The sequence below is a fragment of the Chryseobacterium proteolyticum genome (assembly GCF_046591535.1).
GTDB classification, from domain to species: Bacteria; Bacteroidota; Bacteroidia; order Flavobacteriales; family Weeksellaceae; genus Chryseobacterium; species Chryseobacterium proteolyticum.
The window spans coordinates 46,917-61,515 of the sequence record NZ_JBJLWK010000001.1 but is presented as its reverse complement, the minus strand read 5'-3'; the positions used below and the strand labels follow the sequence as shown (position 1 = coordinate 61,515).

10 protein-coding genes are annotated in these 14,599 nt (G+C 40.4%); all 10 read right to left on the bottom strand.

The window, feature by feature from the left end; all coding sequences use genetic code 11:
• Window positions 1–34 precede the first annotated feature (34 nt).
• On the bottom strand, window positions 35–1,309 hold the full coding sequence (locus ACJ5H0_RS00270) for an MFS transporter (protein WP_306611815.1): 1,275 nt from the start codon (window positions 1,307–1,309) through the stop codon (window positions 35–37).
• 4 nt (window positions 1,310–1,313) lie between these two features.
• The gene (locus ACJ5H0_RS00265) at window positions 1,314–1,946 is read right to left on the bottom strand and encodes a bifunctional 4-hydroxy-2-oxoglutarate aldolase/2-dehydro-3-deoxy-phosphogluconate aldolase (RefSeq protein WP_306611813.1); all 633 of its coding nucleotides are present in this window, start codon (window positions 1,944–1,946) and stop codon (window positions 1,314–1,316) included.
• On the bottom strand, window positions 1,943–2,938 hold the full coding sequence (locus tag ACJ5H0_RS00260; RefSeq protein WP_411246672.1) for a sugar kinase: 996 nt from the start codon (window positions 2,936–2,938) through the stop codon (window positions 1,943–1,945). The genes ACJ5H0_RS00265 and ACJ5H0_RS00260 overlap by 4 nt, the downstream gene beginning before the upstream one ends.
• Window positions 2,939–2,942: 4 nt before the next feature.
• Complete coding sequence (gene uxaC, locus ACJ5H0_RS00255; RefSeq protein WP_411246671.1) at window positions 2,943–4,361, bottom strand: glucuronate isomerase; 1,419 nt, start codon at window positions 4,359–4,361, stop codon at window positions 2,943–2,945.
• A 247-nt stretch (window positions 4,362–4,608) separates the two neighbouring features.
• Window positions 4,609–5,424: an SDR family oxidoreductase gene (locus ACJ5H0_RS00250; RefSeq protein ID WP_345989166.1), complete on the bottom strand. Its 816-nt coding sequence runs from the start codon at window positions 5,422–5,424 to the stop codon at window positions 4,609–4,611.
• A gap of 31 nt (window positions 5,425–5,455) precedes the next feature.
• Window positions 5,456–6,631, bottom strand: coding sequence for a mannonate dehydratase (uxuA, locus tag ACJ5H0_RS00245; RefSeq protein ID WP_411246668.1), 1,176 nt, complete (start codon window positions 6,629–6,631; stop codon window positions 5,456–5,458).
• Between the two features lie 79 nt (window positions 6,632–6,710).
• Window positions 6,711–8,669 (bottom strand): RagB/SusD family nutrient uptake outer membrane protein, encoded by a 1,959-nt coding sequence (locus ACJ5H0_RS00240; RefSeq protein WP_411246667.1) that lies wholly within the window; start codon window positions 8,667–8,669, stop codon window positions 6,711–6,713.
• A gap of 12 nt (window positions 8,670–8,681) precedes the next feature.
• Window positions 8,682–11,576, bottom strand: coding sequence for a SusC/RagA family TonB-linked outer membrane protein (locus ACJ5H0_RS00235; protein ID WP_306611807.1), 2,895 nt, complete (start codon window positions 11,574–11,576; stop codon window positions 8,682–8,684).
• Between the two features lie 93 nt (window positions 11,577–11,669).
• On the bottom strand, window positions 11,670–12,998 hold the full coding sequence (xylA, locus tag ACJ5H0_RS00230; protein WP_411246665.1) for a xylose isomerase: 1,329 nt from the start codon (window positions 12,996–12,998) through the stop codon (window positions 11,670–11,672).
• A gap of 108 nt (window positions 12,999–13,106) precedes the next feature.
• Window positions 13,107–14,591, bottom strand: a complete 1,485-nt coding sequence (locus ACJ5H0_RS00225) for a xylulokinase (protein ID WP_273647683.1) — start codon at window positions 14,589–14,591, stop codon at window positions 13,107–13,109.
• Window positions 14,592–14,599: the final 8 nt, after the last annotated feature.

Below are 14,599 nucleotides of genomic sequence, written 5' to 3'. Positions count from 1 at the left end.
TACTTTTTAAACTTCAAACTATATTATTGTTATACTAAACTGTTTTCTTTCTGTTGATCAACGAAATGAGTCCCCAGGCTGCAACATATGAAATTCCTGCAATAAAGAAAATAATATTGTAACCACCATTGACATTTCCTGCCTTTTTGAATGTGTCCAAAACGATCCCGATGAACAATGGAAAAATAATTCCTGCCGCTGAACCGAGCATTCCGCCAAAACCAATGACAGAACTTACATAGCTGTTGGGTAACTGATCTCCGACCGTGGTCATAAGATTGGCTCCCCATCCCTGGTGTGCGGCTGTTGCAAAAGCAATAATGATCGTAATCATCCACATATTATCTACGTATTTTGAGAACATGACCGGAACCACCATCAAAGCAAATAATAACATTGTAAAACTCCTGGCTCTTCCGATGGCCCAGCCTTTTTTGATCAGAAATGATGAAAGATATCCTCCGCCGATACTTCCGATCGTCGTTCCGCTATAAATAATAATCAATGGAAGGGATGGTTTTGTTAAATCCATTTTGAATACATCCGAAAAATACGCCGGCAGCCAGAACATGAAGAAATACCAGATAGGATCAGTTAACATTTTACCGATGGCAAACGACCATGTTACTTTATATTTCAGTAATTCCGATAAAGGAATTTTCGTTTTCTCTTCAGTTTTTTCAGCCTGATCGCTTTTTATATACTGCAGTTCTTCCTTGCTGATATTTTTGGCTTTTTCCGGAACGGCATAAAATTTCCACCAAAGGACAATCCAAACCATACCCAAAGCGCCAATCCATACAAAAGTCTGTCTCCAGCCGTAATGCCCGAGAATGAACGGAACCAATAGTGGCGCTAAAATAGCTCCCACCGTCGCTCCTGAGTTAAAAATTCCCGTTGCCAGTGCTCTTTCTTTTTTGGGAAACCATTCAGCCACTGATTTGATGGCGGCAGGAAAGTTTCCTGCTTCACTGATTCCCAACGTGCTTCTCGCAATGATAAACCCGATGGTATTTTTGACAAAGCCATGTCCTATCGAGGCAAGGCTCCATACAATCAGGGAAACGGCATACCCGATTTTGGTTCCTACCCTGTCTATAAATCTTCCCATGGCCATATAACCTATAGCATAAGTCGTGGTAAAAGCCATGACGATATAACTGTAATCTTTTTCATCCCAGCTGAATTCTTTTTCCAGCACAGGTTTCAGCAAGCCCATTACCTGACGGTCAAGATAATTGATCGTAGTAGCGAGGAAGACAAGAGACAGCATCCACCATCTTATATTGCGGTTTTGAGGAGCCTGCATTGAGTTATTGATTAAGTTGTTGTAATAAATTTTTTGTTTTCAGCGTCAGTTCTTCATCATTAATATCTTTTCCGATGAGAGAGCTTCCCAACCCTGCTGCTATGGCACCTCCATTGAGCCATTCTCTGATATCTTCAGTTTCAGCATGAATTCCTCCGGTTGGCATAAAATTCATTCCCGGAAAAACAGGTTTCACAGATTTGATGTAGTTCTTTCCTAAAGCATCAGCCGGAAATATTTTAACCAGTTTTAAACCGTTCTGATAGGCAATATTGATATCGGAAGGGGTGAAACAGCCCGGAATCAGAAGGATATTTCTTTCAAGTGCATGTTTTACCAATGCTTCACTGATGACAGGTGTAATGATGAAATCTGCTTTTGCATGAGCATAATCATCCATTTCCTGTACATTTTTTACTGTTCCGATTCCTAACAGAAGGCTTGGAAATTCAATATGGGAAATTTCTTTCAGCTTAGTGAAGTTTTCCAGTGCCTGATGACCGCGGTTGGTATATTCTATCACACGGATTCCTGCTTCGTATAAAGCTTTTATGATATTTTTTGAGACTTCAAACGATTCGTTATAAAACAACGGAACGATTTTCTGGTCTTTTATTTTTTGTACTATTTCACTCATAATGTTTCGATATTAATGCTTTCATCAATGGTATCTCCCTTTACAAAAAGCTTTTTAAAAGCAACTTTTGTAGCATCTTCCAGAATCTGCTGTTCAGGATTTCCTTTTAAAATTCCATGAATTAGGGCGGCCATAAAAGAATCACCGCTTCCTACTCTTTCTTTAATGGTATCTGAGTTATATTTTTTCGAAATCAAAAGCTCATCAGTAAATAAGGTGGCAAAGTAATTCACCTGTTCTCCGTTTGTAAAACGGAAGGTATTCGCAATTTTTTCCACCTCAGGGAATTGTCTTCTGATTTCCAATGCTGTTTTTTCGGCCTGTTTAAGAAGGTTTTCATCATCGAAGTTTCCGTTAAGCTCATATTCAACAGGAATATTGAGAAACTGCTCCACAGACCAGATATTTCCCATAAGAACATTCACAAAAGGCATCAGCTCTTTAATTTTGTGAGGATTCTGGTTTTGCCAAAGCAACGCCCTGTAATTCAGGTCAAGAGAAACCGTAATATTTCTTGTTCTGGCTTCCTTCATGATTTGCAGACATTTGTGGAATGCCTGGTCACTCAAAGCCGGTGTGATGGTACTGATATGCAGCCATTTTACCTCTGAAAATATCTCATCATCACTGAAAGTTTCAAAATCCGACTGGGTAAAAACAGACGGAAAGCGATCGTACACCACTGAAGCATTCTGCATATCGCCATCGGAAGAAAGATAAAATGTTCCTATTCTTCCCTTGTTCTTTTCTGCAAGGACTTCTATTCCTTTACTGTTAAGCTGAGATTCCAGCTGGTTTGCTACAAAATTCTCCGGTAATGCTGATAACAGTTTCACAGAATTCTTCCATTGGGAAAGTGCAGCTGCTACATTGTATTCAGCTCCGCCTATATACATCTTAAGAGATTGCTCATTCAGCCAGTTTCCTTCGGAATCCGGGGCAAAGTGGAGAAGCAGTTCCCCGAAACATAATATTTTCGATGAATCCTGCATGCTTTTATATTTCAAAATAATTTTTTGTATTGTGATAACAGATATCCTGAATGATCTTTCCTACCCATTTTTCGTCATCAGGAAGAAGACCTCTTTCCATTTCACTTCCGAACATATTGCATAAAAGCCTCCTGAAATAATCGTGTCTTGAGAATGATAAAAGGCTTCGGGAATCGGTCAGCATGCCGACAAAAGTGCTGATAAGACCGATATTGGAAAGCGTATTCATCTGCTTGGTCATCCCGTCAAGCTGATCAAGAAACCACCAGGCTGCTCCAAACTGTACTTTGGATTTTATGCCTCCTTCATTGAAATTTCCGGCAAGAGTAGCCAGAACTTCATTAAATGCCGGATTCAGATTGTAAATAATGGTTTTGGCCAGTTTTCCTTCTGAATTCAATGCATCAAGCAAAACGCTCAATCGCTGTGCGTAATATGGTTCTCCAATGGCATCATATCCTGCATTGGCACCCATTTTCGTGAACATTTCTGAATTGTTGTTTCGGGTTGCCCCTACATGAAACTGCTGTACCCACCCTTTTTCTGCATACATTTTGCAAAGTTCTTTCAGCAAATAGCCGCATAATGCATCCGGATTGGAAAATGTCGAAATATTTCCTTTCAGAAATTCTGAAAACTCTTTTTCAAGGTTTTGATTCCACTTTGTGGTATCCGGGAAATATTCAAAGCCGTGATCAGCTACTTTTGCTCCTGCTTCCACAAAATAATTGATTCTGGACTGAAGTGCATTCAACAGATCAGAGACTGATGCGATGGAAAAACCACAGACTTTTTCAAGCTTTTTAATTCCTGAAAGATATTGTTCAGGATTGATCATATTGATATAGGTATCAGGACGGAAAGCCGGAAGAACAGCTGTTTTAAACCCACTGTTTTTTAATGCTTTATGATGAACCAGATCATCAGCAGGATCATCTGTAGTACATAAGGCTTCTACTTTAAAATTTTCAATAATGGATTGTGGCAAAAAACCAGGTGTCTGCAAACTTTCATTCATGTGATGATACACTGCATCTGCATTATTGGATGATAAATATTCGCTGATTCCAAAAGGATTTTTGAGTTCCAGATGGGTCCAGTGAAATAACGGATTACGAAGGGTATAAGGTACTACCTCTGCCCATTTCCTGAATTTTTCCTGATCTGAAGCATTTCCGGAAATAAACTGTTCATCAGTACCAAAGTTTCTCATGGCTCTCCATTTGTAATGGTCACCATCCAGCCATATAGCGGTTGAAGAACGGAAATTCTGATTGGTAGAAATCACATCCGGTTCAAGATGATTGTGATAATCGATCACCGGCATATCTTTGGCATATCCGAAATACAGATTTTCTGCCTTTGCCGATTCAAGCAAAAACAATTCTCCGAAAACGTCTTTATTTTTAATGGAATTACTCATGATTTATTTTTACAACCCTGAATTTTAATTAACTTGTTTAAACTCTGCAAAACCACAAAAGTCACAAAAGCCTTATTTTAAAACACTTTAGCTCACTTAAGAAAGTTTAAAATAATTCTGCAGAAAAGTTCACATAAGATGAAAATCAAAGATTTTCACAACACTTAGGTGTCTACTTTTTAAAAACAGGACCTTGAATGAAACCATTAAGGTCCTGTTTACTGTATATGAAAAAATTAGTTTTTTTTTATACTCCACTGAATGCGCTGAAGCCTCCGTCAACAGGAATCAATGCTCCCGTGATAAAACTTGCGGCATCTGAACATAGAAACTGTACAACCCCGTTCAGCTCTTCTACTTCTCCAAATCTCTGCATCGGTGTTTTGGCCATTACTTTTTTACTTCTCTCCGTTAAGCTTCCATCCGGATTCAGAAGAATTGCACGGTTCTGATCTCCAATGAAAAATCCTGGTGCCACGGCATTCACACGTATCTTATCTCCGAATTTTAATGCAAGATCAGAGGCCAGCCATTGGGTAAAATTGGTGATTGCTGATTTGGCTGCAGAATATCCGGCTACTCTTGTAATCGCTGAATAAGCAGCCATGGAAGAAATATTGATAATGTTTCCGCTCCCCTGTTCAGCCATTGCTTTTCCGAAAACATAACTCGGGTAAACGGTTCCGTTGATATTAAGATCGGTAACCTCTGCCCATCCTTTCATATCCATATCAAAAAATGACTGTTCGGGAGATAAGGTTGCTGCCGGAATATTTCCACCCGCTATATTGAGCAGAATATCAATACGGCCATACTTTTCCTTTATTTTCACTGAAGCGGCTTCAAGGCTTTCAATATCCATCACATTGGATTCTACAGCGAGTGCCTCTCCTCCTAAATCCTTAAGTTCTTTTACCCGGGCATCCAGTGTTTCCTGGTTTCTCCCTAGTGCAACAACTTTGGCTCCGGCCTCTATAAAACTTTTGGCAAGACTTCCTCCCAAAACGCCTGAAGCCCCTGTGATGACTGCTACTTTGTTTTTAATACTAAACAGGTCTTTCATTTTACTTTTTATTATTTATTACAAACGCAGTTTAATTTTTCTGTAATTCCGATTGTACTGTGGCCATTACTCCTTCTATCTGACCCAATGCCAGCATTCTTCCTAAAAATGAATAGCCGGGATTATAACCTTTGTCAATATCTTCGGTTAAAAGCCTTCCATGATCAATTCTCATAGGAAGATCAGGGTTTTCTTTTTCGAATACACGGATCACTTCAATAAGCTTTCCTCTTCCTCCCAGGTGATGAGCCTCGATGAAGTCACCGTTTTCAAAAACATTTGTACTTCTCAGGTGAACGAATTTGGTACGGTGGGCAAACTTCTTTGCAAGCTTAGGAACGTCATTCTGAAGATTAGCACTTAGAGATCCGGCACAGAACGTTAAACCGTTGTGTGGGTTATCAACAGCTTTCAGAAGCCAGTCTATATCTTCTTCATTGGTCACTATTCTTGGTAAGCCCAATAGTGAAAATGGAGGATCATCTGGATGTACGCACATCTGGATATTCCATTTTTCACAGACGGGCATTATTTTTTCAAGGAAATATTGCATGTTCTGGCGAAGTCTGTCTTTATCGATTCCATCATATAACGCCAATAAACTCTTGAATTTTTCTACAGGATTCAATTCACCTTCTTTGATATTTCCGTTCACGAATCCCTGTGTTTTTACAATGACTGAATCTATCAGGTCATTGTTATCTTTTTCCGTTAATGTATTTTTTAATTCTTCTACCTTCTGAAGGATTTCTGCATTATAATCGCTTTCGGCCCCCTCTCTTTGAAGAATATGAATTTCAAAATACGCAAACTTGGCTTTGTCAAAATAAAGTGAGGACGAACCGTCTTCCCACTCGTGAAAGAGATCGGTGCGTGCCCAGTCGAGAACAGGCATAAAATTGTAGCAAACTGTTGTAATGCCTGCTTTACCCAGATTTTCAAGGCTTGTGATATAGTTTTCTATTAAAGAGTCACGGTCTTCACCTCCGTATTTGATCGCTTCGCTTACGGGAAGACTTTCAACAACAGACCAGCGAAGTCCGTGGCTTTCTATATAGTTTTTATAATCATTGATGGCCTCCAGATTCCAGATTTCTCCGTTTGGGATATCATGCAGTGCAGAAACAATTCCTTCTACTCCTATTTGACGAAGCGTACTCAGTTCTATTTTGTCTTTTTTTCCAAACCAACGCCAGGTTTTTTCCATAATTTTTAAATTTTAATTCAGATAAACAAAGCAGGTGCTTTCACACCTACTCTGTTGCTGATATGAATGTAGAATAAAATTAATTGTATCCGGGGTTCTGATATTTTGCCTTGATATCTGCAGATACTTCCATCGCATCAATCTGATTCTGTGGAATAGGTCTCAGATAATGAAAAGGCTGTATCGTTCTTGTCACCGTTTGCGGATCATGATCTCCATAAGAAGCTCCCCCGATCTGATAGGTAGCCGCATAATCTCCCCACTTCTGTGTACGTACCAAGTCATACCATCTGTAGAATTCCCCGTAATATTCGCGGGACCTTTCTGCAAGGATATAATCAATGGTAATTACCGCTGGTGTAGCCGCAATCATAGCAGCACTGTTATCTGCTACATAAGCAGTATTCTGGGCATTATTGAACTTCCATTTTCCGGCACGGGCACGGATGACATTAATTAAACTTCTGGCTGTCATAGCACCTGAAGCTCCTTTTACTGCTGCTTCTGCTGCAATAAAATAGAATTCTGAAAATTTGGCAACACTGAAAGGACGGGTTAATCCCGCATTCGGATATCCTAAGCCATTCGGATCATCGGTACGATAAGTTCCAATTTTCCATAAGCCAGGGTATACAATCCTGCTGATTCCATTCGGTGCAATTACCCAATCGGCTCTTCCAGCGAGTGTTCCTGCTCCTACACCACTTTGCCCCGCTCCTGTAGGATAAGCCGGCAGTTGGCTGTCATCGTTAAGAAAGCTCAGGATAGCCCCACCCGGTTGTACCGGTAAATTATTGGCGTTATAAAGTACAGGAACCGTTGTAAGACCCGTTCCATTCTTGTTCCAGTTTCCTCTGTACGTGGTTACAAAAGTTCCATCATAACGGGAATCATTGGTTTTATCTGCAAAAGTATTTTTAATGACTCCCAAAGTAGGACACATACGAACCCAAGGACGTCCCAGTGATTGCGCCGCCTCTCTCTGTACTGAACTTACAACGTCTGCGCCAACCCAAGCTGTGGTTTTACTGCTTTTGATAGCCGTATAGTTCCAGGTCTGCATCCATGCTGCAAAATTGTCCGGAGCCCAGCCTGATCCAAATCCTACAGGATCACTTTCATTATAGTAAGTACTTGATTGTATATGGTCTGCATAGAGCATCGATTCCGTGTTTCTGTCGTTTGAACCTACATTGACATCATAAAAAGTAGGCTGAAGCGCATAAGGTCCCGGGTTGTTGATTCCTTCCATTGCGACATCATAAGCCTGCTGAAAATACCATTGAGCATTATGTCCGTCAGGGTCAGTTCTTGTTGCTTCAGGGTAAGTCGGAATATTGTTAGGATTCTGCAGCCACCATCCATAAGTAAGGTAAGCTTTAGCAAGCATTAATCTTGCTGCATTTTTGGTTACACCACCTGTTACTCTCGGTGATGATGGTAAGTTTTCTATTGACTTTTTAAGATCAGCAAAAACCGTTTTTGTATAGACTTCCGGCACAGTATTCCTTGCAGAATTCGTGGACGGAAGCGTATTATATTTCAATTCTCCTGCCCCTAAATCCAAAGGAACTCCTCCATAGGTCTGCACCAGCATGAAATAGTAAAATCCGCGGAAGAAACGGGCCTCGGAAATCATGGATTCTGCGATTCCGAATCCCGGTCCCTTTTCAATGATTCCATTGGCTGTATTGATATACGGAAACACTGAATTCCAAACCATACTAGTAGGAAAAGTATTGGAATTGATAATACCGTTTCCGGACATATCAAGTTCTTTAAAGTTACCATCCGCACTTTGGGCCCATGTTGATTCGTCAGTTCCATTCTGGCAATTGCTCATGAAATATCCATTACCATACAATAATCTCATCTGTCTGTACAGAGAGGTAAATCCCTGATTAATTCCATCCGGTGTACTAAAGTAATCCGCTGTATATATTGATCTTGGCTGCTCATCCAGAATTTCATTACATCCTGTAAATGTTAGGGATAAAAAGATTGTTCCCAATACCAGTTTTTTGTTAAAATTTATCATGACAATACAGTTTTAAAAGGTTAAGTTAAGTCCCATTAAGTAATTTCTTGTGGAAGGGTTATTGGTTCCTATAACAAGCTGACGGCTTTGATATCCGCTTACGGCCTGGTTTTCATTTCCGAAAGAGTTCGGTTCCGGATCCATTCCTGAGAACTTATGATAAGGAGAGAATAATACAACAGGATTTGTTACGGTAAAGTAAATTCTTAAGCCGGTGATCTTCAAATCCTTTAAAAAATCTTTGTTGAAATTATAGCCTAATGTAATCGTACGGAGCTTAAGGTAAGAAGCATCAAACATCGCTAAAGTAGAAGAATACTTCGGGTTATCACCGCTCAAATGGCGTCCCGGACGAGGAAAATAAGCTCCTGTATTATCTTCTGTCCAGTAATCTACATCCACGTTGTTCCCTCTACCTGTTAATCTGTTAAGATAACTTGCAGATCCGTAAATGGTACTTACCAGGATTCCTCCGTTTTGGAAAGCACCTACCGTGCTTAGTTCAAAGTTCTTGTAGGCAAAACGCATATTAAATCCTCCCTGAAATTTAGGAGCAGTATCAAAAATCTGCCTGTCATCAGGTCCTATTGCCCTTACCGGTGTTCCGTCAGGATTATAACCTCCGGTGTAAAGAACTTTGATAGATCCTACTACATCTGCAGCAGTTCCCGGTTCCAGAATGCTCTGATAGGGATCTCCTGCCTGCCAAAGGCCTACATACTGATAATCATATAACGAATTGATATTATGACCTACAAACCAAAGATTATTCACATCGCGTGTTGTTCCGGATGCAAGAGATAAAATTTTGTTTCGGTTGGTATAAAAATTAACTCCGGCTTCCCATGTAAACCCATCCGGATTATCGAAAATGACACCGTTTAAGGAAACTTCAAAACCTTTATTTTCTGTTTCCGCTACATTGGAAACAATGGATGACCATCCGCTTGTTGCCGGAAGACTCTTCTGTGTCAACAGGTCATATGTATGGGTTTTGTAATACTCCACACTCCCCGTAAGGCGGTTGTTCAATAAACCGAAATCCAGACCGTAGTTTTGCGTTTTTGAATATTCCCAGCCCAGGTTCGGATTTGGTGGCTGACTTCCATAGATCCCTGTACTTCCTGCACTTCCAAAATTATAAGGAGCAACACTAAATCTTCCCATAGTAGAATATGGATCTACTGCCTGATTGGAGGTCTGTCCCCATCCAACCCTGAATTTAAGAAGATTAATGGCTTTGATATTCTGCATAAAGGATTCATTGGTAACATTCCATCCTAATGATAATGCGGGATATGTATGCCATTTGTTGCCGGGAGCCAGTCTGGAAGATCCGTCTGCACGAAGTGTTGCTGTCAGCATATACTTGTTATCATAGGTATACATTACCCTTCCCATTGCAGAAAGAAGACCCGTTTTCCAGTAGATCTGGTCTTCCGGTCGTACGGTAATATCTGCCTGAGGCGATTGTCCCAGATTATAATACTGAAAAAAATCTGCAGGGACATTCTTTGCGCTCATGTATGAGCTTGTATACTTATTCCCTTCTGCGGAATATAATCCTACGGCATTAATTTTATGCTTTCCAAATGTACGGTCGTAGGTTAAAAGGTTTTCCAGGACCCAGTGATAGGTTTGGTTATTCCCTCTTCCTGCAGCTGAAGGCCCAAGAGGATTCGTATTAAATACTCCTACCCCAGCATAATTTCCACTATTTGAAGTACGGAAATCCAAACCTACATTCAATCGGTATTTCAGTCCTTTGATCGGAAGATTGGCTTCCCCGTAAAGGTTGTTGTAGGATGCAAAAGATTTGGTTTCGTCAATATATTTATCTCCAAGACTTTCCAGGCTCCCTCTGGTATAAATCCATGTCTGATCAATACCTCCTGCCGTGCTCATTACCCTCTTTGGGCTTCCGTCCGCATTGTAAGGATTGGCAATTGGAGAAAATCCCAGCACTGCTCCCGGATTTACCCCATTTCCTTCAGAGATTGAATAATTGGTATTGGATGTAAAACCAAATTTAAAAACAGAGCCTACCTGCTGGTCAATAGCCATTCGCAGGGCAAATCTTTCATAACTTTGAATAGGGATCAATGCATCTTGCTTGAAGTAAGATAACCCTACATTATAATTTCCTCCGTCTGTTCCTCCTGAAACCCCGATATCATGACTGGTCATCATCGCCGGTTTGTAGTACAGGCTTTGCCAGTCCGTATTAACACTGTTGCTTTCATCAGCACCATTTGAATATAAAGGTGTTGTATTTCCTGCCGGAATCGCATAAGCACGCAACTGTGCAAACTTAGGACCATCCATCATAGGATATTTTGAAAACAAGGTCTGAACTCCCGTAAAGGTATTGTAAGTGAATCTGGGTTTCTGCCCTTTTGCTCCTCTGTTGGTTGTAACGAGGATAACTCCGTTTGCTCCTCTGGATCCGTAAATCGCCGTAGCAGAAGCATCTTTAAGGATGTCAATACTTTTGATATCACTTGAGCTTATATCTCCCAGTGATCCTACGAAAGGAATTCCATCCAATACAATCAACGGATTATTATCTCCTGTCAGAGATCTTGTTCCCCTGATACGGATCTGCATGGCAGCACCCGGTTTTGTAGAGGTTTGTGAGATATCTACCCCTGCCGTTCTTCCCTGTAATGCCTGAGTTATGTTAGCAGAAGGTACTTCACGCAATGCATCTCCTTTTACCGTGGCCACAGAACCTGTAACCGCCTCTTTTCTTTGTGTTCCATACCCTATTACAACAACTTCATCTATTTTCTTTTCTTTAACTATCGTATCCTTTTTAACCTGTGAATATGCTATGCCGGAAGGCAATAAAGTCATTGCAAAAAATAATGCTGCTTTATTGCTTTTATTGAAATAAAATCGGTTCATAATTATTATTTTTAGTATTAGTTATTGAATAAAAGGCTGATTAATAATTATAGTTTGTAAAGTCCTTAGTGTTTACAAGCCTTTTATTTTTTATTATATATGCATATTCACGATGGCTTCAAACAATTCCTGCTTTCCGCTTTTTGGCTGTGGTTCGCCGATTTCGTGAGCTATTCTCTGAAGATCTTCCAGGGTAAGTTTACCTTCCTCGAAAGATTTTCCATTCCCGTTATCAAAAGAAGCATAACGATCTGTTCTCAGTTTTTTGTAATCAGAATTTTTCAGGATATCAGCTGCTGCAAGAAGACCTTTTGCGAATACATCCATTCCTGAAATATGGGAAATGAATAAATCTTCAGCATCTATAGAATTTCTTCTGATTTTCGCATCAAAGTTTACTCCACCGGCTCCCAGGCCTCCCGCCGGAAGCAGTACAAGCCACGCCTGAACCATGTCGTAATAATCGATCGGGAATTGGTCGGTATCCCATCCGTTCTGATAATCTCCTCTATTGGCATCAATGCTTCCTAAAAGTCTGGCATCTACAGCTACCTGAAGCTCATGCTCGAATGTGTGCCCCGCCAACGTAGCGTGATTCACTTCGATATTCAGTTTGAAATCTTTATCCAATCCGTAATGTCTCAGGAATCCGATCACTGTTTCGGAATCATAATCATACTGATGCTTGGTAGGTTCCATTGGTTTTGGCTCGATCAGGAATGTTCCTTTAAATCCTTGCTGACGCGCATAATCTCTTGACATGGAAAGAAAACGGGCCAGGTGATCTTTTTCACGCTTCATATCCGTGTTTAAAAGACTCATATATCCTTCTCTTCCACCCCAGAAAACATAATTTTCTCCTCCCAATGCTATCGTTGCATCTATTGAGTTTTTCACCTGAGTTCCTGCGCAGGCCACGACGTCAAAATTCGGATTGGTAGAGGCACCGTTCATGTATCTTTCATGAGTGAAAACATTGGCTGTTCCCCATAGAAGCTTAATTCCTGTTTCCTGCTGCTTTTGTTTTGCATATTCTACAATAGTCTGAAGGTTTTTCTCATAATCCTTCCAGTTATTAGCAGGATCTACCAGGTCGATATCGTGGAAACAGTAATAATTGAAGCCCATTTTGGACATGAATTCAAAACCAGCGTCCATTTTATGCATGGCTCTGGTCACTGCATCATTTCCGATGTCCCATGGATGGTGGATCGTAGGACCTCCGAACGGATCACTTCCGTTTGCACATAAGGTATGCCACCAAGCCATTGCAAATCTGGTCCAATCTTTCATAGGTTTTCCCATCACAATCTTTTCAGCATCATAATATCGGAATGCCAACGGGTTCTTGCTTTCTTTTCCTTCAAACTTAATTTTTTCAATACCCGTAAAAAACTCTTTTGTACCTGTTAAAGTGTTCATATTTATTTGATTATTTTTAATTTGTTTTTTTTAATTTTTGCGTAGGAATTCCCTTCTCACTGGTTCTTAAAAGTCAGTAAGAGGATGAAAAATACGGTTGTAATTGCTTTAGATTATTTCATTAAGATGATGTTTCCATCGCGCATAGGCTTCTGTATATTGTTCTTGTTTTTCATGTTCCGGCTCTATCACCGCTATCTTTTCAAGTGAAGAAAATGCTTCCCTGGAATCTGAATAAAATCCAATTCCCATTCCAGCAGCTCTTGCAGCTCCCACTGCTCCATCGGTATCATAAAGTTCAATAACCGCATTGCTCACGCTGGCCAGAGACTGGCGAAAAATTGAACTTAAAAACATGTTGGCATTTCCTGCACGGATGACCTGTATATCCATTCCGATATTTCTCATGATATCCATTCCGTATTCGTAAGAGAATACAATACCTTCCTGCGCCGCACGCAGTATATCTCCCTTAGTGTGTATATTGAAATTGATTCCGTGAATAGAACAGCTGGTATCTTTATTTTCCAGTACCCTTTCAGCACCGTTTCCAAAAGGAATGATACTTAACCCTTTTGAGCCAATAGGTGAAAGCGAAGCCATATCATTCATATCCCCATAAGAAGAAAGTGAGGTTGCGAAATTATGCTTCAGCCAGGAATTTAAAATACCGGTTCCGTTGATACATAGTAAAACTCCCAGCCTGATCTGTTCAGGTGTATAATTGACATGGGCAAATGTATTTACCCTTGATAACTTATCATATTCCAGCTGATCCAGAACGCCATAGACAACTCCTGAGGTTCCTGCTGTGGAGGCAATTTCTCCGGGATTAAAAACATTCAGGGAAAGCGCATTATTCGGTTGATCACCTGCCCTGTAAGATATAGGTGTCCCTTCTTTTAGGCCTAATTCCTCAGCTGCTGCTTTGGAAACCGTTGCCTGGATACCAAATGTAGGTACGATTTCAGGGAAAAAGCTTTTAGGAATACCATAGTAGTTTATGATATCTTCCGAAATGCAGTTGTTTTTAAAATCCCAGAAGATCCCTTCTGATAATCCCTCAATGGTTATTCCGATCTCCCCTGAAAGTCTCATAGCAATGTAGTCTCCCGGGAGCATGATTTTATCTATCTTTTCAAAAATTTCAGGCTCATTTTCTTTTACCCAGGCCAGCTTTGATGCTGTAAAGTTTCCGGGTGAATTCAACAAATGAGACAGGCATTTTTCCTCTCCTATTGTTTTAAAAGCTTTTTCGCCATAGGGCACAGCACGGCTGTCACACCAGATAATGGATGGCCTTAAGACATTCTGATCTTTATCTACCAGAATTAGACCATGCATCTGCCAGGTAATTCCAATTCCTTTGATATCTTCAGCATGTACACCGGATTCATGCATCACAGCTTCATGTGCCAACCTCAGATTGGTCCACCAGTCGACTGGATTTTGCTCTGCCCATCCCGGATTTATAGCAGTGATTTTCATTTCTTTTTTGGGAGAAAATTCAGAAGCAATCACTTTTCCACTGGATGCCTCGATGAGACAAACTTTCACAGAAGAACTGCCAATGTCATAGCCTAGTAAGTACATAATTTTTT